Here is a 16,390-nt window from a genome sequence, read left to right as displayed (position 1 = left end):
TATGCCAAGCAAAAGCGCCTTAGAACCGCAGGATTTTTAAGGGGGAATATCCTCTATTAAGAAATGTTATCCTTTTTTGGGGAGGTATTGCTCTCGAGCTTTTCCCACCTGTACCAGAAGGTTTTATAGCTCATACCGAGCAGCCTTGCTGCCTTTGCGGCAACATTATTGGCCTTAGCCATGGCTTTTTTCAGAAGTTCATTTTCAAGTTCCTCAAAGTTTATCCCTTCATCCGGGACCTCAATGCTTAGAATGCCGTATGGATGGGACAATTTTAGTTCGTTCTTTATATCCTTGAGCGTTATCGCGTTAGAGTCGCACATTAGAACAGCCTTTTCTATTACGGATTCAAGCTGTCTTATATTGCCGGGCCAGTGGTATTCTGCAAGGGCTTTCATCGCGCTGTTTTCCGAGCCTTTGATTCTCTTGCCGAATTCCTGATTGTATTTCCTGATAAAAAAATCTGTTAATGCAGGAATATCTTCCTTTCTTTCACGCAAAGGCGGAAGCTCAATGGTCACTACTTTAAGCCTGTAGTAGAGGTCTTCCCTGAAGCCGCCTTTTTGCATTTCTTTTTCTATATCCTTATTTGTTGCGGTAATGATTCTGACGTCTACTTTTATCGCATCCCTTCCGCCAAGACGCCTTACTTCTTTTTCCTGAAGAACGCGCAGTATTTTTGACTGGGTTATCTGCGGCAGATCTCCGACCTCATCAAGAAAAAGTGTGCCGCCTGTTGTTGCCTCAAAAAGTCCTGTCCGCCTTGATGCAGCGCCTGTAAATGCTCCTGCTTCATAGCCGAACAATTCGCTCTCAAGCAGGGTTTCAGGGATTGCGGCGCAGTTGATTGCAGTGAATGGTTTTGTGCGCCGCGGGCTGTTGTAATGAATTGCCTTTGCGGCAAGCTCCTTGCCTGTTCCGCTCTCGCCGAGTATAAGCACAGTGGCGGTGCTTGAAGATACTTTTTTCATAATCTCCACTGCCTCTGTCATTTTTTTCGAATGGCCTATGATGCCTTCTATTTTGAACTTGTCAAATAAAGCCTTATGAAGCTGCTGATTTTCTTTAAGCAGTTCAGTCCTTTCAAGCGCCCTTTTAACTGTAAGCAGGACTATGTCTTTATCAAGCGGCTTGGTCAGGTAGTCAAAAGCGCCTTTCTTCATAGCCTCAACTGCTGATGAAACGGTCCCGTAGGCGGTCATAATAATCACGGCAGGCGAGATATCATCTTTTCGCACTTCTCCAAGAAGCTCTACCCCGTCCATACCGCCAAGCTTTAGGTCAGTGAGGATTAAATCAGGGTTGAATTCCCTTGAAATCTTTACGGCATCTTCCCCGGAAGACGCTGTACGAATTTCATAACCGCAGTCTTCAAGTATTGTTTTCAGGATGTCTCTCTGGAGAGGCTCATCATCAACTACAAGTATGCCCGGCATTTATTCTCCTCTGTTCGCTTTATTAATTACTGGCAAGGTTATAACCACTGTGCTTCCGTCTCCTGCAATGCTGTGGATGTTCACTTTTCCTCCGTGCTCCTCAACAACTCTTTTTGTCATTGCAAGCCCGAGCCCAAGCCCGTTCCTCTTTGTAGTATAGAATGGTTCAAAGACCTTTGCTAATTCATCTTCAGGAATCCCTTTCCCTGTATCGCTGATAGTGATTGAAAGCATTCCTTCCGCGGGCTCTGTTTTTATAGTCAATACGCCTCCGTCAGGCATTGCCTGAAATGCATTCAATACGACGTTAAAGACGCATGTTTTTATAAGGTCAGAGTCTATGTTAAGTGCTGGAAGGAAATCGCAGTCTTTTATTATCTTTATCTTTTCTGCCTCTGCTTTGGCCCAGATTATTTCTATTGTCTCTTCAAGGAGTTTGCCGATGTCTGCTTTTTGGAGGTTGAGTTTAAGCGGTTTCCCGTAATCAAGAAACTCCTCTACGAGTTTGTTCAGCCGCTGAATTTCCTGTTTGATGTTTGCTATAAGAGAGTGGAATTTTTCTGCGTTAATGTTGCCGTCAGGAGAGAACTTTTCTTTTATATAGTCTACGCTCAGGCTTATAAAATTCAGAGGGTTCCTTATCTCGTGGGCAATGCTTCTGGAAAGCTGGCCGATGCCTGAAAGGTGTTCTGCCTCGCGCAGTTTTTCCTCCATCTGCCTCTGCTCGCGCAGCTTCTGAACCATAAAATTAAAACTCTGCGTAAGCTCTCCTATCTCATCTTTGCTGTCAGTTACAAGGGTTTGTTCAAGGTCTCCTGCCGCAATCCTGTTTGCGGCAGAGACTACATTGTGTATCGGTTTTGTGTATCTCCATGAAAGGAGCATGGCTAAGCCGATGCCGAGCCCGAAGACCATAAGAGTGCTTATAATCCTTTTTATAATATTGATGCGCAGCGCTTTTGAAAAATCATCAGTATTGATTCTCAGATGAATATATCCGTAATGCTCTTCGCCCGCGATAACAGGCACTATTACATTGTATGTCTTTCCCTCTTCGCGCGATACGGATTCGCCGAGTTCTGCCTTGATAATCAGTTCCTTCCTTTTCTGACTCAGAGGTTTGCCAATCTTTGTAGGGTTTGAACTTGCAATGATCTCATCGGCATTGCTGATTATAGAGATTTCTTTTACATCTTTTACATTCAGGCTCTGAAGGTATTGCTGGAGTCTTGCCTCATCCGTAGAACCCTGGCTTGTTATCTCTTTAACGCCTATCTGAATTGCCTTTGAAAGCTCAACAATCTGCGCCTCAAATGCCTTATGCAGCGCCTTCTCGGATTGCGAATACAAAACCATAAGGATTGACGTAAGGATGAAGCTCAGGAATATCATCATCAGGATGAGCTTTTTATTCAGAGAAAGGCCGAGAAAAAAGTCTTTTAGCATGCATTTAGCTTATCAGGTATGGAAATTGGAAATCAAGCAGTGGTTTGCTTGCTACTTTCTTCTGCAACATGATATATTTCCTATATATTTTTTGAGATTATAAGGAGAAATGCATGTCCAAAGAAGAGGCGCTCAAAACAGAACTTATTCAATCAATCATAAATTATGTAAGGGCAAATCATGCCGATGCAATAGACAAGGCATATGCATATTTCTGGGATGATAAAAATCCTGATGAATTCCTTAGCGGGAATGCCCTCTACATAGGATTTGTAAATTTTGAGGACTGGCTTATATTTGATTACAAAGCCAATAATAATGGAGAAACATTTATTGACCTATACAGAAAGAATGCCGCGGGATTAAAAGACGGTGAACTTACGCTTCTGAATAAAATAAAAGGCTCCTTATTGAGCCTCTATGAAGCAGTCTCAGTTTCCAAGGATAAGAGAGTTCTGCTTAAAGACCTGCTTATGGGAGTAGAGGTTTCCCTGAAGGAAAAGGCATTAACAAAAGGCCTGAAAAAAGGCGATATATTCGCTGCACGGCTTCTGTCTCTTGATAAGGGGCATGTGATGAGCGGAAGCGTTTATCCGTTCAGGGCTGAAGATAAAAAGACTGTTCTTGAGTATGTGAACAGGATGTTCAGGAGATACACAAAGAACGAAAATCCAAATGGTACGATGAAGGATTTTCTCAGAGATTACGGAGATGTATTTAATATGGCATGGATGAATCTTATCCTTAAATCAGATTGAATAGTCTTTGGCTTGGGAAATGTGAAAATTACCTTGACTTAAAATGCATGAGATTGTAGGTTTATAAAATAGGATTGGAAAGGAGGTTTCAATATGCAAGCTGTAAGACATGAGGAGCTAAAAACTATTATAAAAGAATCAGTAAAAGAAGCCTTGGAAGAGGAATTAGCAAAACTGCGGCTTATGTTTTTCCCCGAGGTTTCTGATAAGGAGATGCACGAAATTATCAGCCACTATGGAAAGCCAGAAAAGAAATCAGCGCATGCAGAAGCAATAAATGTATGAACTGGAATATAGAATATTCGAAAAGGGCCGATGATTTCATTGAAGAACATGGAATAAAAGACGTTGTTAGAGAATCAATTAAGAACTTTATTCTTAAAATAACAGGCTTAAATATCAATATAGATGTTAAGAAGTTGAAGGGTGAGTGGGCCGGTTATTATCGTATCCGCAAAGGTAAAATCAGAATTATCCTCAAGCCACGTATCGAATCCAAATCAATCTTTGTTGATGTAGTAGATTTCAGAGGGAACATATATAAATAATTTTATGTCAGTTTTTCAGGAGGCAGGGTTATGAAAATGAAAGGCTTAAAAGAGATTACCCCTCTGTGTCTCCCCTTGCCAAGGGGAGAATTTAAGAGGGGTGTTGTTTTATTAATCAGCGTAATCTTTATCCTGCTTGTAGGTATGGCGATGACAGGGTATGCCGATGCCGAACCGCTATATGATGCGGCGAAAAATGGGGATATTGTTAAGGTAAGGGATTTGCTTGAAAAAGGCGCTGATGTTAATGCAAAAGACAGCTATGGCGTGACTGCTTTGATGGGGGCGGCATATGAAGGTCATACAGAGATTGTAAAGACCCTTATAGACAGAGGCGCTGATGTTAATGCAAAAGACAGCTGGGGCATGACTGCTTTGATGTATGCTGCATTGTTTGGCAAAACAAAGAATGCAAGGCTCTTAATAGATAAGGGCAGTGATATAAATGAAGCCATTGCATGGTTAGAAGCATATGCAGTTCAGTATCCTCAGTTTGCTCCTTCTTGCAAGCAGGGCATTGCATCGCTTAAAAAATTCAAGCCAAAGCAGGAAATAGCAAGTCAGCCTGCAATAGCAGCATCCAAACCCTCTCAAGAAGTTTTTCCTGCCATTAAATCCGATGTTGACGAACTTCCTGCAATTAAAACCAAACAAAACAAAAACTCCTATGCTATAGTCATCGGCATTGAGCAATACCGCCAGAAGCTTCCGAAGGCAGATTATGCGGTAGCTGATGCAAAGACAATGACAGAATATCTAACAAAGGTAATGGGCTATCCAGAAGAGAATGTTGTAACACTAACAAATGAACATGCTGCAAAGAGCGATTTTGAAAAATACTTTGAAAAATGGCTGCCGAATAATGCAGAGAAAGACGGCACAGTCTTTATCTACTATTCAGGACACGGCGCGCCTAACCCAAAAACAGGAGATGCCTATCTTGTGCCTTATGACGGAGACCCGTCATTTATTGAACAGACAGGTTATCCTTTGAAGAAACTCTATGAATCACTCAACAAACTTCAGGCAAAGGAGATAATCGTTGCACTGGATTCGTGCTTTTCAGGAGCAGGGGGGAAATCTGTTATTGCAAAAGGAGCAAGGCCATTGGTAATGAACCTTGAACATGATATAAAGCTTTCAAAAAATATGATAGTCCTGTCCGCCTCATCAGGAGATCAGATAAGTTCAACTTATGAGGAGAAAGGGCACGGACTGTTTACCTATTTTCTGCTAAAGGGAATCAAAGACGGCATAATAGAAATAGGAAAACTGTTTGATTATTTAAAACCTCATGTTGGACGCACAGCCATAAAGGTGTATAACAATGAACAGACTCCGCAGTTGATAGCGCCTGAGAAAAAGAAGGTGTTTTTAAGGAATTAAATGAGAAGATTATTTGCGGTTATTTTGCTCTCTGTCATTCCGCACTTGATGCGGAATCCAGATATATTCTTTAAGAAAAGAGACTGGATTCCTGCTTCCGCAGGAATGACGAAATTGGTGTTGCTTATTGTAGTCGTCATGATGATGTTGATCGGCACACTGTCTTTTGCCTCTGAAAAACCTGTATGGGTTGAATCGGAAGGTATGGCAATTATGGGAGAGATAGAAACCCAGAAAGAAGTTAAAGAACGGGCAAAGATTGATGCTCAAAATAAGGCAGTGGAAAAGGCAGTAGGAGTATTTCTTAGGTCTCATACCCTTGTTTCTAACAGCCAGCTTGCAGAGGATTTGATTTATGCAGCAGTAAGAGGAAAGATTAAAAAGACAGAGATTATAAAAGAGGGATGGGATGAAAAAGACAGAAACCTTTACAGAATTAAACTCAAAGCGCTTGTTGAGCCTGTGTATCCTGAAAAAGGCGAAGGCATATCTGTAAAACTCTCGCTTTCAAAGGCAGTTTTAAGAGAGGGAGATGAAGTAAAGATTTTTTTTCAAACAAACAGGGATTCTTACGTGTATATTTTTTCGGTAGCAGCAGATGGCTCTGTCACGCTCCTGCTTCCAAATTCAGTAAATCAGGAAAATTTTATTAAAGCCTCTATTGCCTACACTTTTCCTACACCCGGAAGCCGTATACGATTGACGGCAATGTTCCTTCCTGACTTTAAAGGAAAAATTGCAGAGGAGAGGATTAAAATAATAGTTACGAATAAAAAAGAGGAACTGATTCCGCTTGGTTTTCAGGAAGGGGCATTCAAGGTTTACGATGCAAAATCAACTGGCATGATAAGCGACCTCGTCAAACGACTTAACCAGCTTGAGCCTGCAGACTGGGCAGAGGCGACAACGGTTTACAGGATTGAAAGAAGATGAAAGTTGTTACAGCAGAAGAGATGAGAGAGATTGACAGGATGACCATAAAGGGTTATGGCATCTCAGGAACTGTCCTTATGGAGAGGGCAGGGCTTGTTGTTGCGGAGGAAATAAGGGAATTGTATGAAAGGAGAAAGGTGATTGTCCTTTCGGGGGGAGGCAATAACGGCGGAGACGGCATTGTTGCTGCGCGAAATCTTCATGAATGGGGCTGGAATGTAAAAATCATTCTTCTTTCAAAGGAAAACAAGCTTAGCCCGGACTGTCTGACGCAATACAAGATAGCGAAGAAGTCAGGTGTGCCGATTGAGTTTCGGGATTATATCACAGAAAAAGACCTTCACAGCGCTTTGGTTGTAGATGCAATTTTCGGCACCGGTTTAAGCAAAAATATCTCAGGAAAGACGGCTGAGATTATATCGTTTATCAATGCCTCGGATTCTCCTGTAATTTCTGTTGACATCCCATCAGGCATATCGTCTGATACCGGTCAGATTATGGGTGAGGCTGTCAGGGCGGATTATACTGTAACATTCGGCCTTCCAAAGAGAGGGCATCTGCTTTATCCGGGCGCTGATCATACCGGAAGACTTTTTATTGGAGATATCGGTTTTCCTGAAGAACTCATTCACTCGGAAAAGCTTAAAGCAGAGCTTCTTGAAAAAAGAGATGTGTCCCTGTTAATTCCTGAGAGGCAGAGATATTCGTATAAAGGCGATTATGGCCATGTGTTTGTTATTGCAGGCTCAAGAGGCAAGACAGGCGCTGCATTCATGTGCGCAAAGGCATGTCTAAGGGTGGGCGCAGGGCTTGTGACAGTAGGAGTTCCGGAATCACTGCTGGATGTTTTCCAATCAAGGGTTACAGAAGAGATGACCCTGCCTTTGCCTGACAAAGGAGACGGGACGCTTTCGTCAAAGGCATTGGAAAAGATTCTGGAATTTCTTTCTGAAAAGGCTGATGTTCTTGCAATAGGACCGGGGATTTCTGTTACCGGTGACACCAAAAAACTTGTCAGAGAACTTTTATTGAATTCAACAGCGCCTGCACTTATCGATGCTGATGCTATAAATTCACTTCAGGGTAATAAACAGATTCTCAAAAAAGCGAAGGCACCGATAATTCTTACGCCTCATGCAGGAGAGATGGCGAGACTAATTCAGAGGTCAGAGGTTAGGGATAAGGGGTTAGAAAAACAAACTATTGAAATTGAAGGAAACAGGATAAATACTGCAATGAAATTTTCAAAAGAAACCGGAACGTATCTTGTTCTTAAAGGTGTGCCGACGGTTATTGCTGAGCCGGAAGGCAGGGTATGCATCAACCCAACAGGCAATTCGGGTATGGCGAGCGCAGGAACAGGGGATGTTCTGACGGGAATGCTTTCAGGGTTTTTAGGGCAGGGTTTAAACCCGCTTGAGGCGTCAATTCTTGGAGTTTATATGCATGGGCTTGCCGGAGACATCGCTGCGAAAAGCAAGGGAGAGCATTCGCTGATTGCATCCGATATTATAGATGCGATTCCAGAGGCGTTTTCTCTTCTGAAGAAATGATTTATGAACTATGCTTCAACAGGCAAGACATAGTATTTCCGCTTATTCCATTTATGATAAGCAGGGCTGCCTTTCGTTTCCTGCGAGATTTTTCGACAGTTCTAAACTCATTCCACTACATCCTCGAAACTCGACCTTTGGTCTCAGACAGTCGAGGATGTGGCCGCTGCATTTCGTTAAGAACCGTTACCGAAAAATCCCGAAAGTCACTCAAAATAACCCTGCTTATCAATATATCTGTACTATATAACTAATGGAAACGCTTATATTCCCCGATATATTCGGCAGTCATGTGAAAGCCTTTTTTACAGGCAAATCTCCGGGCGCTGACCCTGAAAAAATATCCGGAGCTGCATCCATTGATAAGCAAAAGATTTATCTGCCGATACAGAAACATACAGACAAAGTGCTTGTGCTGGATTCAGATTTGAGTCCCACAATTGCAGATGCCGTTATAACTAACAATAAGGGTGTTTTGCTTGGTGTTCAGGTTGCGGACTGCGTTCCTGTGCTTCTGTATGATGCGAAGAAAAATGTAATCGGCGTTGTTCATGCAGGGTGGAGGGGCACGGCAGCTTCAATACTTAAGAAGACAATAGAAGCAATGCAGGAGAGGTTCAGTTCTTTCCCTATTGATATTAAGATAGCCATAGGCCCGAGCATAAGATGGTGTTGTTACCATGTAGGGTATGAGGTCCTTGAATCAGTTGAAAAGGCAACAGGCAATGGCGAATATCATAATCCCCCTTTGCCCCCCTTTAGTAAAGGGGGGATGGGGGGATTTTATTGTCTTGACCTTGCATCGGCAAATAAGTATCAGGCGGTATCTGCCGGCGTTCCCAAAGAAAATATATGGGTATCTGAAGAATGCACATATTGTCATCCTGACAAGTTTTATTCATACAGGTTTGCAAAGGGGACTACAGGAAGGCAAGGCGGGTTTATAGGGATTCTTTAAATGAATAAAAAAATAATATGGCTATAAAGTTTTTAAGCAGAAATTCGGAAGAGACGCAGATGATAGGCTTCAGGCTCGGGAATTTGCTGAAGCCTCATAGTGTTGTCTGCCTCTATGGCGAACTTGGCGCAGGCAAGACAGTATTTGTTAAAGGCATTGCGCAGGCGCTGGGCTTTTCAGACAGGGATATTACAAGCGCAAGTTTTACTATAATTGCGGAATATAACAGCGAAATCCCGCTCTATCATATAGACCTTTACAGGCTTGAAAAAGACGCTGATATTGATGAAACAGGAATATGGGATTATATTTACAGCGACGGCATTACCGTTATTGAATGGGCTGAACGCCTCGGAGAAATTCAGGATGATTTTATAAGGGTAAAATTTGCTATTATAGATACAGAAGCAAGGGACATTACGATTGAGGGAATAGATGAAAAAGATTGGAATCATATCTAAGGCAGGAAGGACAGAACCGGCAGAGATTTTAAAAGATTTTCTGCCGTGGCTGAATAATAAAGGGCTTGAGGTTTTTCTGGATTCGGAAACAGCCGCTTTGCTTAAGATGAAGGGCTATCCGCGCTCTGAAATGCCTGCCCTTGTTGATATGATAATCGTTCTTGGCGGCGACGGGACAATGCTCAATGCTGCACGCCTTGTCTGCGAAAAAGGCATTCCTATTCTCGGAGTAAATCTCGGAGGGCTTGGTTTTATTACAGAGGTTCAGAAAGAGGAAGTGTGCAATGCAATGGACAAGACACTCTCAGGCGAATATTCCATTGAAGACAGGATGATGCTTACCGCGCACATACACAGGCATGGGGAAAAAATTACTGAATATACTGTGCTGAATGATGTGGTTATAAATAAAGGCGCCCTTGCAAGGATTATTGACCTTGAAACATATATTAACAAGGCCTATGTAACCATCTTTAAGGCGGACGGGCTTATCGTGTCAACTCCGACAGGTTCAACAGCATACTCATTGTCAGCAGGCGGCCCTGTGCTTTATCCGACGCTTGACTGCATTATCCTTACGCCTATATGCCCGCATACGCTGACAAACAGGCCCATTGTGCTTCCTGATGACGCGCTTATAGAAATAATACTTAAATCTGCAAGTGAGGATGTGTTCCTTACGCTTGACGGTCAGGTTGGATTTTCTCTCATGAAGGATGACGTTGTGGAGATCAAGAGGTCGCCATTCAAGACAAGGCTTATCATCCCGTTTGAGAGGGATTACTTCCAGATATTGAGGACAAAGCTTAAATGGGGAGAACGGTAAAAATTCAAAATTCAAAATTCAAAGTTTTAAGTTAAGAGTTGAAAATTTAAAAATGAAAAATATAGCTGAAGACATAAAGAGCGTGCTTGAATTCTATCAGGCGATGGGGATTGAGAGAATCCCTCTTAACACGATACAGGATACAGGATGCAAGACTCAGGATAAAAAAAGTCATGCATCGTGCATCGTGCATCGTGCATCTGCGCTCAATTCACAGCAAAAGAAGGATGTGTTGCAAACGCTTCGCGATGAAATCGGCGATTGCCATCGGTGCAAGCTCTCAAAGGGGAGAAAGAACATTGTCTTTGGTGAAGGCAGCATAGATGCGGAAATAATGTTCATTGGCGAGGGGCCCGGCGAAGACGAAGACATTCAAGGGCGGCCTTTTGTGGGCAAGGCAGGACAGCTGCTTACAAAACTGATAGAGAAGATGGGATTTAAGAGAGAGGATGTCTATATCGGCAATATCGTGAAGTGCAGGCCTCCTTTCAACAGAGACCCCGAAGAAGACGAGATTAGCGCCTGTTCTCCGTTCATAAAAAAACAGGCGGATATAATCTCTCCGAAGGTTATAGTTTCGCTGGGCCGCATATCTACACAAACGCTTATCGGCATGAAGCTTCCGATAGGCAAGCTGAGAGGAAAATTCTATCAGTTTGAAAATATTCCGCTGATGCCGACATTTCATCCGTCGTATCTCCTGAGAAACCCGAAAGACAAATGGCTTGTCTGGGAAGATGCCCAGAAGGTTCTTGAGAGGCTGAAGAAATAATATGCTAATACAAATGTCATTGCGAGGAGTGAGATTCCTCGCCTGTCATTGCGAGGCTCTCAAGGAGAGCCGAAGCAATCTCAAGACAGGCTCGGAACAGGCTCCGCAATCCCAAAAGACAAGATTGCCACGCACCCTTTGGGTGCTCGCAATGACAATCGGTGTTTAAGATGAAGAAATACGTTTTTGCCATAAGCGGTGCAAGCGGTTCCATAATCGGGATACGGGTTCTTAAGGAACTGATAAAAAATTCCGAGTTACATCTGCTCGTTTCTTCGCAGTCTTTCTCAATAATCAAGGATGAAACCGGAATTGATTTTAGCGGAAAGACAAGCGCTGAGACTGAGAGAAAAATCAGAAAGCATTTCAACTCAAAACAAATCCATTACCACAGCGAATACGATCTTGCCGCTCCGGTTTCAAGCGGTTCATTTAAAACAGACGGGATGCTCGTTGTGCCGTGTTCCATGAAAACGCTTTCGGGCATTGCAAATGGTTATGCAAATAACCTCATAGAGCGGGCTGCTGATGTGACGATAAAAGAGGGAAGGGCACTGCTTCTTTCGCCGAGGGAGATGCCGTTCAGCGTAATACATCTTGAGAACATGCTCAAGCTCTCAAGAATCGGGGTGAAGATTGCGCCTCCTGTTTTGGCCTTTTATCACAAGCCCAAGAAGATTGACGATATCGTTGATTTCATTGCAGGCAAAATCCTTGACGCTGTCGGAGTGGAACATGAGATTTATAAGAGATGGGGCTAAAAAAAGAGTTTAGAGTTAAAAGTTAAGAGTTGGGAGTTGTATGAACTTTTAATTTTTAACTTTCAATTTTTAACTTGAAATCAATGACACTTAAAGAACATATCAAGCTGATTATTAAAGCGGAGCACTGGGATCCTTTTCAAGCGCTTGGGATGCATGAAGTAAAAACCGGCGGCAAAAAGGCAGTAACAGTCCGCGCATTCATGCCTGAAACTGATAGGGCATGGGTTGTTGATGTCGTCCAAAACAAATCCCATGAAATGGAAAAGACCCACAAAGCAGGCTTTTTTGAAAAAAACTTTGAAAATAGAAATGATTTTTTCCAATATAAACTCAAGGTAAAAACATCCGATAACCGCATTGCTGAATTTTTTGACCCTTATTCATTCCTGCCTGTGCTTTCGGATTTTGACCTTCATCTTATAGGCGAGGGAAGCCACTACAAGAAATACGAAAAACTCGGCTCCCACGTTATTGAGGTTAATGGGATTAAAGGCATTCATTTTGCAGTATGGGCGCCGAATGCAAAACGGGTCAGCGTTGCGGGTGATTTCAACAACTGGGACGGAAGAAGGCATCAGATGCGCGTCCTGGGCTCATCAGGCGTGTGGGAGATATTTGTGCCGGGGCTTGATGAAGGAGAGGTTTATAAGTTTGAGATAAAGTCAAAGTCCGGCGAAATATTTCTGAAGGCAGACCCATATGCATTTTATTTTGAGGCCAGGCCCAAAAGCGCATCTGTAGTATATGACATCAACAAATACCGCTGGAATGACAGCGAATGGTTTAGAATGCGTTCAGAAAAAAACTGGTTTGAATCTCCTGTCTCTGTTTATGAGGCGCACCTTGGCTCATGGATGCGTGTGCCGGAGGAAGAAAACCGTTTTCTCACTTACAGAGAGCTTGCTGATAAACTGATCGGCTATGTAAAGGATATGGAATATACCCATATTGAACTTATGCCTGTAACAGAGCATCCGCTGGACGCTTCATGGGGCTATCAGACATTAGGGTATTTTGCTCCGACAAGCAGACACGGGGCGCCTGAAGACTTTATGTACTTTGTGGATAAATGCCACCAGAACAATATCGGTGTTATCCTTGACTGGGTTCCAGCGCATTTTCCAAAAGATGCGCATGGCCTTGGAAATTTTGACGGCACAGCGCTCTATGAACATGCAGACCCAAGGAAAAGCGAGCACAAAGACTGGGGCACGCTGATATTCAACTACGGGAGAAATGAGGTAAGGAATTTCTTAATATCAAGCGCGCTCTTCTGGCTTGAAAAATATCACATAGACGGTTTGCGTGTTGATGCCGTGGCCTCAATGATTTACCTTGATTATTCAAAAAAAGAAGGCGAATGGGTTCCAAATGTTTTCGGAGGAAGGGAAAACCTGGAGGCGATAGATTTTCTGAAAAGATTCAATGAAATTGTTCACCGGCAGCATCCCGGCATCCTCACAATCGCAGAGGAATCAACTGCGTGGACAGGGGTGTCAAGGCCGACGCATCTTGGCGGGCTTGGCTTCAGTCTTAAATGGAATATGGGGTGGATGCATGACATTCTTGAATATTTTTCAAAAGACCCTATTTACAGGAAACATCACCACAGCAATCTTACGTTCAGCCTGCTTTATGCCTTTACTGAAAATTTTATGCTCGTGCTTTCTCATGATGAGGTTGTGCACGGGAAGAGTTCAATGCTCGGCAAGATGCCCGGAGATATGTGGCAGAAGTTTGCAAACCTGAGACTGCTGTATGGTTTCATGTACGGACATCCGGGCAAAAAACTGCTTTTTATGGGAGGCGAGTTCGGGCAGTGGGATGAGTGGGACTTTGACCACAGCCTGGACTGGCACCTGCTTCAGTACGAGCCTCATCAAAAACTTCAGCATTATATAAGAGACCTGAACAGGCTTTACAGGACAGAGCCTCCGCTGCATGAGGTTGATTTTAATTATTCAGGTTTTGAGTGGATAGATTTTCACGATACAGAACAGAGCGTAATATCATTTATAAGAAAGGGGAAAAGGGCTGACGATTTTCTGGTGTTTGTGTGCAACTTTACTCCTTTGCCGAGATATAATTACAGGATAGGCGTGCCTGAATCGGGTTTATATAAAGAGATTTTAAGCAGTGATTCTGCCGGATACTGGGGAAGTGGAATCAGCAATGCGGAGGATATTTTATCGGAAGATATTTCATGGAATGGAAGGCCTCATTCCATAAGCATCACACTGCCGCCGCTGGCGGTTGTCGTATTCAAGTCTGACAGGCTAAAAGACTGATACTGCTTGCATATTAATTTGAAAAGGGTTTTGCTATATTGCTCTAACTTTTTCTGATATACTTATACCAGTATGATTAGCCTTGATAAAAAATATCATTTCTGGCTCTTAGTAATTTCAGGATGCGTTGTCTTTACTGGCACAATTTTTATACTTAATATTCCCTCAAAAATCAAACAGGGTGAAAATGGGCAGAAGGCGATTCAGATGCTGGATGACATGAGGCGGCCGTTCCTTGAGATCAAAGAAGCTGAAAGCCGTCTGATTGAAACCGGCAATATAAAATCCGCTTACAGTGATTTCTCAAAGGCAGTTGAATCAGCAGATTCTCGCCTCTTTCGTTACAAGCAACTTGCACAATACAACCCCGATTTATTCAGGAATGTGGTTCAGCTATCAAAGGTGTATGAAGAATGGGTGATTACAGAACGGTATCTGTTTGATTATTATCACGCTATCTCGCTTTATGACCTGGGCATAGCCAGCGAAAGGCTTCTGAACACCATGAGCAGGTTAGGTGATGGGGAGATACCCATCCACGAGGATATTTCAGCCGGGAGCAAAGCGAACCATGCGCTTATGACATTAGCAGGTCTGTTGTTTTTATACCTCATTGGACTTGTATTATTACAACAACGAGCGAGGGCTCGCACATTTCAGATATTGCTGCATGACCGCTCCTCTGCGCTGAAATTAGTAGAGGAAAAGTCCGGGGAGCTTGAAAGAATATGTCGCATGAACTGAGGACGCCGTTGAATTCAGTTATAGGCTTTTCAGAGGTTTTGACTGAAGGACTGGCAGGCAGCATCACAGACGAGCAGAAAGAATATGTCCTGAATATATGGAAGAGCGGCAGACACCTTTTAAGGCTTATTAATGACATCATGGACCTTTCAAAGATAGAGGCAGGCAAGATGGAACTCGAATTGAGCGACTTTGACCTGAAACAGCTTATTGAAGGATGTCTGTTGCTATTCAAAGAAAAGTCCATAAAGCACAGTATCGGATTAAGATCAGATATTCCTTATGATACATGCCTTATAACAGCAGATGAAAGAAAGATAAAACAGGTTATCCTGAATCTCCTCGGAAATGCCTTCAAGTTTATGGATGATGGAGGCTCGGTCTCCGTGCAAGCACGCTTAGTTCACTGTTCACAGTCCACAGTTCACGGCGAAGAGAAAAGTTCACAGTTCACAGTTCACGGACAAAGCAGTTCACAGTTCACAGTCCACAGTTCACAGATTGAAAAAGAGTCTTCCGCTGTGAACAGTGAACCGTCAACAGTGAACCGTGAACTCGCTGATTTCATAGAAATCAGTGTCACTGACACCGGCATCGGCATTTCTTCTGAAGACCAGAAGAGACTCTTTCAGCCCTTCCAGCAGCTTGAATCTACGCTTACAAAGAAATATGAAGGCACAGGGCTGGGCCTCAGCATCAGCAAGAAGATTGTTGAACTTCACGGCGGAAGAATCTGGGTTGAGAGCGAGGAAGGAAAGGGAAGCAGGTTTATATTTATAATACCGATAAGAAAATAGTTCACGGTTCACAGATTGAGAAACTGTCTTTTGCTGTGAACAGTGAACTGTCAACTGTGAACAGAGGATGACATGGGTTTTAGTTTTGAAAAACTGGAGGTGTATAAAGAAGCCTTAGATTTTGCAAATGAAATTTATGAGGTTACTAAACGATACCCGAAAGAAGAAATCTTCGGAATAACAAATCAAATAAGACGGGCTGCTATGTCTATAGCCCTGAATATTGCTGAGGGCAGTGGGCGAACAAAGAAAGAGTTTAGGCATTTTCTTGATATGGCAAGAACTTCCGGATATGAATGCATCCCTTTACTTGAAATATCAAAAAAGCAGAATTATATAAAGTCTGAGGAATTCAATGCCTTATATGAAAGATGTGATACACTTGTTAAAAGGATAAACGCTCTTAAAAATTCTATCCGTGAACAGTGAACGGTGAACTGTGAACAAGATACTTATTGTTGAAGACAATGAAGATAACCTTAAGCTTTTTAAGGTCATAGTGGAATCCGGGGGACATGCCGCTATTCTTGCAAGGGACGGCAAAGAAGCTGTTGAGACCGCTAAGAAGGAAATCCCTGACATCATACTTATGGATATACAGATGCCGAAGATGAACGGCCTTGAGGCCGCAAAAATACTCAAGTCAAATCAGTCCACTGCAAAGATACCGATAATAGCTCTTACGGCATATGCAATGACAGAGGAAAAGGAGAAGCTTGG

General features: G+C 42.9%; 18 protein-coding genes. 16 read left to right on the top strand and 2 right to left on the bottom strand.

Features of this window, described 5'->3' with window-relative positions:
- Nucleotides 1-56: 56 nt before the first annotated feature.
- Together HY035_09860 and HY035_09855 are read right to left on the bottom strand one after the other, a co-directional pair.
- Nucleotides 57-1,436 (bottom strand): sigma-54-dependent Fis family transcriptional regulator, encoded by a 1,380-nt coding sequence (locus HY035_09860; GenBank protein MBI3378683.1) that lies wholly within the window; start codon nucleotides 1,434-1,436, stop codon nucleotides 57-59.
- On the bottom strand, nucleotides 1,437-2,882 hold the full coding sequence (locus HY035_09855) for a HAMP domain-containing protein (protein MBI3378682.1): 1,446 nt from the start codon (nucleotides 2,880-2,882) through the stop codon (nucleotides 1,437-1,439).
- 113 nt (nucleotides 2,883-2,995) lie between these two features.
- Here HY035_09855 and HY035_09850 point away from each other — a divergent pair, with 113 nt between their 5' ends.
- The 16 genes from HY035_09850 to HY035_09775 all read left to right on the top strand — a co-directional run.
- Entirely contained in the window at nucleotides 2,996-3,640 is a 645-nt protein-coding gene (locus HY035_09850; GenBank protein ID MBI3378681.1) for a hypothetical protein, read from the top strand.
- Nucleotides 3,641-3,733: 93 nt separating this feature from the next.
- Nucleotides 3,734-3,925, top strand: a complete 192-nt coding sequence (locus HY035_09845; protein ID MBI3378680.1) for a hypothetical protein — start codon at nucleotides 3,734-3,736, stop codon at nucleotides 3,923-3,925.
- Nucleotides 3,922-4,188, top strand: coding sequence for a hypothetical protein (locus HY035_09840; protein ID MBI3378679.1), 267 nt, complete (start codon nucleotides 3,922-3,924; stop codon nucleotides 4,186-4,188). Before HY035_09845 ends, HY035_09840 begins: the two co-directional genes overlap by 4 nt.
- A 30-nt stretch (nucleotides 4,189-4,218) precedes the next feature.
- Nucleotides 4,219-5,574, top strand: coding sequence for an ankyrin repeat domain-containing protein (locus HY035_09835; protein ID MBI3378678.1), 1,356 nt, complete (start codon nucleotides 4,219-4,221; stop codon nucleotides 5,572-5,574).
- Between the two features lie 105 nt (nucleotides 5,575-5,679).
- Nucleotides 5,680-6,507, top strand: a complete 828-nt coding sequence (locus HY035_09830; protein MBI3378677.1) for a DUF4384 domain-containing protein — start codon at nucleotides 5,680-5,682, stop codon at nucleotides 6,505-6,507.
- Nucleotides 6,504-8,060, top strand: coding sequence for an NAD(P)H-hydrate dehydratase (locus tag HY035_09825; protein MBI3378676.1), 1,557 nt, complete (start codon nucleotides 6,504-6,506; stop codon nucleotides 8,058-8,060). Before HY035_09830 ends, HY035_09825 begins: the two co-directional genes overlap by 4 nt.
- A 253-nt stretch (nucleotides 8,061-8,313) precedes the next feature.
- Complete coding sequence (gene pgeF / locus HY035_09820; protein ID MBI3378675.1) at nucleotides 8,314-9,018, top strand: peptidoglycan editing factor PgeF; 705 nt, start codon at nucleotides 8,314-8,316, stop codon at nucleotides 9,016-9,018.
- Nucleotides 9,019-9,035: 17 nt separating this feature from the next.
- Nucleotides 9,036-9,479, top strand: coding sequence for a tRNA (adenosine(37)-N6)-threonylcarbamoyltransferase complex ATPase subunit type 1 TsaE (tsaE, locus tag HY035_09815; GenBank protein MBI3378674.1), 444 nt, complete (start codon nucleotides 9,036-9,038; stop codon nucleotides 9,477-9,479).
- Nucleotides 9,454-10,305, top strand: coding sequence for an NAD(+)/NADH kinase (locus HY035_09810; GenBank protein MBI3378673.1), 852 nt, complete (start codon nucleotides 9,454-9,456; stop codon nucleotides 10,303-10,305). The genes tsaE and HY035_09810 overlap by 26 nt, the downstream gene beginning before the upstream one ends.
- A 103-nt stretch (nucleotides 10,306-10,408) precedes the next feature.
- Nucleotides 10,409-11,077 (top strand): uracil-DNA glycosylase, encoded by a 669-nt coding sequence (locus HY035_09805; protein MBI3378672.1) that lies wholly within the window; start codon nucleotides 10,409-10,411, stop codon nucleotides 11,075-11,077.
- A gap of 170 nt (nucleotides 11,078-11,247) precedes the next feature.
- Nucleotides 11,248-11,838, top strand: coding sequence for a UbiX family flavin prenyltransferase (locus HY035_09800; GenBank protein ID MBI3378671.1), 591 nt, complete (start codon nucleotides 11,248-11,250; stop codon nucleotides 11,836-11,838).
- An 83-nt stretch (nucleotides 11,839-11,921) separates the two neighbouring features.
- On the top strand, nucleotides 11,922-14,129 hold the full coding sequence (glgB, locus tag HY035_09795; GenBank protein ID MBI3378670.1) for a 1,4-alpha-glucan branching protein GlgB: 2,208 nt from the start codon (nucleotides 11,922-11,924) through the stop codon (nucleotides 14,127-14,129).
- 72 nt (nucleotides 14,130-14,201) lie between these two features.
- Nucleotides 14,202-14,873, top strand: coding sequence for a hypothetical protein (locus tag HY035_09790; GenBank protein MBI3378669.1), 672 nt, complete (start codon nucleotides 14,202-14,204; stop codon nucleotides 14,871-14,873).
- Entirely contained in the window at nucleotides 14,858-15,670 is an 813-nt protein-coding gene (locus HY035_09785; protein ID MBI3378668.1) for a HAMP domain-containing histidine kinase, read from the top strand. The genes HY035_09790 and HY035_09785 overlap by 16 nt, the downstream gene beginning before the upstream one ends.
- 72 nt (nucleotides 15,671-15,742) lie before the next feature.
- A complete protein-coding gene (locus HY035_09780; GenBank protein MBI3378667.1) occupies nucleotides 15,743-16,099 on the top strand; it encodes a four helix bundle protein in 357 nt (118 codons plus the stop codon).
- A 10-nt stretch (nucleotides 16,100-16,109) separates the two neighbouring features.
- Nucleotides 16,110-16,390, top strand: a 281-nt coding sequence (locus tag HY035_09775; GenBank protein ID MBI3378666.1) for a response regulator, incomplete at its 3' end; no start/stop codon positions are given.

The sequence above is a fragment of the Nitrospirota bacterium genome, assembly GCA_016195565.1.
Taxonomy (GTDB): Bacteria; Nitrospirota; Thermodesulfovibrionia; order Thermodesulfovibrionales; family UBA1546; genus UBA1546.
This window is presented reverse-complemented; position numbering and strand designations above follow the sequence as displayed.

Coding starts and splice junctions, on each gene's coding strand:
- HY035_09860 (MBI3378683.1), bottom strand. CDS start 1,436: ATGCCGGGCATACTTGTAGTTGATGATGAGCCTCTCCAGAGAGACATC.
- HY035_09855 (MBI3378682.1), bottom strand. CDS start 2,882: ATGCTAAAAGACTTTTTTCTCGGCCTTTCTCTGAATAAAAAGCTCATC.
- HY035_09850 (MBI3378681.1), top strand. CDS start 2,996: ATGTCCAAAGAAGAGGCGCTCAAAACAGAACTTATTCAATCAATCATA.
- HY035_09845 (MBI3378680.1), top strand. CDS start 3,734: ATGCAAGCTGTAAGACATGAGGAGCTAAAAACTATTATAAAAGAATCA.
- HY035_09840 (MBI3378679.1), top strand. CDS start 3,922: ATGAACTGGAATATAGAATATTCGAAAAGGGCCGATGATTTCATTGAA.
- HY035_09835 (MBI3378678.1), top strand. CDS start 4,219: ATGAAAATGAAAGGCTTAAAAGAGATTACCCCTCTGTGTCTCCCCTTG.
- HY035_09830 (MBI3378677.1), top strand. CDS start 5,680: ATGACGAAATTGGTGTTGCTTATTGTAGTCGTCATGATGATGTTGATC.
- HY035_09825 (MBI3378676.1), top strand. CDS start 6,504: ATGAAAGTTGTTACAGCAGAAGAGATGAGAGAGATTGACAGGATGACC.
- pgeF (MBI3378675.1), top strand. CDS start 8,314: ATGGAAACGCTTATATTCCCCGATATATTCGGCAGTCATGTGAAAGCC.
- tsaE (MBI3378674.1), top strand. CDS start 9,036: ATGGCTATAAAGTTTTTAAGCAGAAATTCGGAAGAGACGCAGATGATA.
- HY035_09810 (MBI3378673.1), top strand. CDS start 9,454: ATGAAAAAGATTGGAATCATATCTAAGGCAGGAAGGACAGAACCGGCA.
- HY035_09805 (MBI3378672.1), top strand. CDS start 10,409: ATGGGGATTGAGAGAATCCCTCTTAACACGATACAGGATACAGGATGC.
- HY035_09800 (MBI3378671.1), top strand. CDS start 11,248: ATGAAGAAATACGTTTTTGCCATAAGCGGTGCAAGCGGTTCCATAATC.
- glgB (MBI3378670.1), top strand. CDS start 11,922: ATGACACTTAAAGAACATATCAAGCTGATTATTAAAGCGGAGCACTGG.
- HY035_09790 (MBI3378669.1), top strand. CDS start 14,202: ATGATTAGCCTTGATAAAAAATATCATTTCTGGCTCTTAGTAATTTCA.
- HY035_09785 (MBI3378668.1), top strand. CDS start 14,858: ATGTCGCATGAACTGAGGACGCCGTTGAATTCAGTTATAGGCTTTTCA.
- HY035_09780 (MBI3378667.1), top strand. CDS start 15,743: ATGGGTTTTAGTTTTGAAAAACTGGAGGTGTATAAAGAAGCCTTAGAT.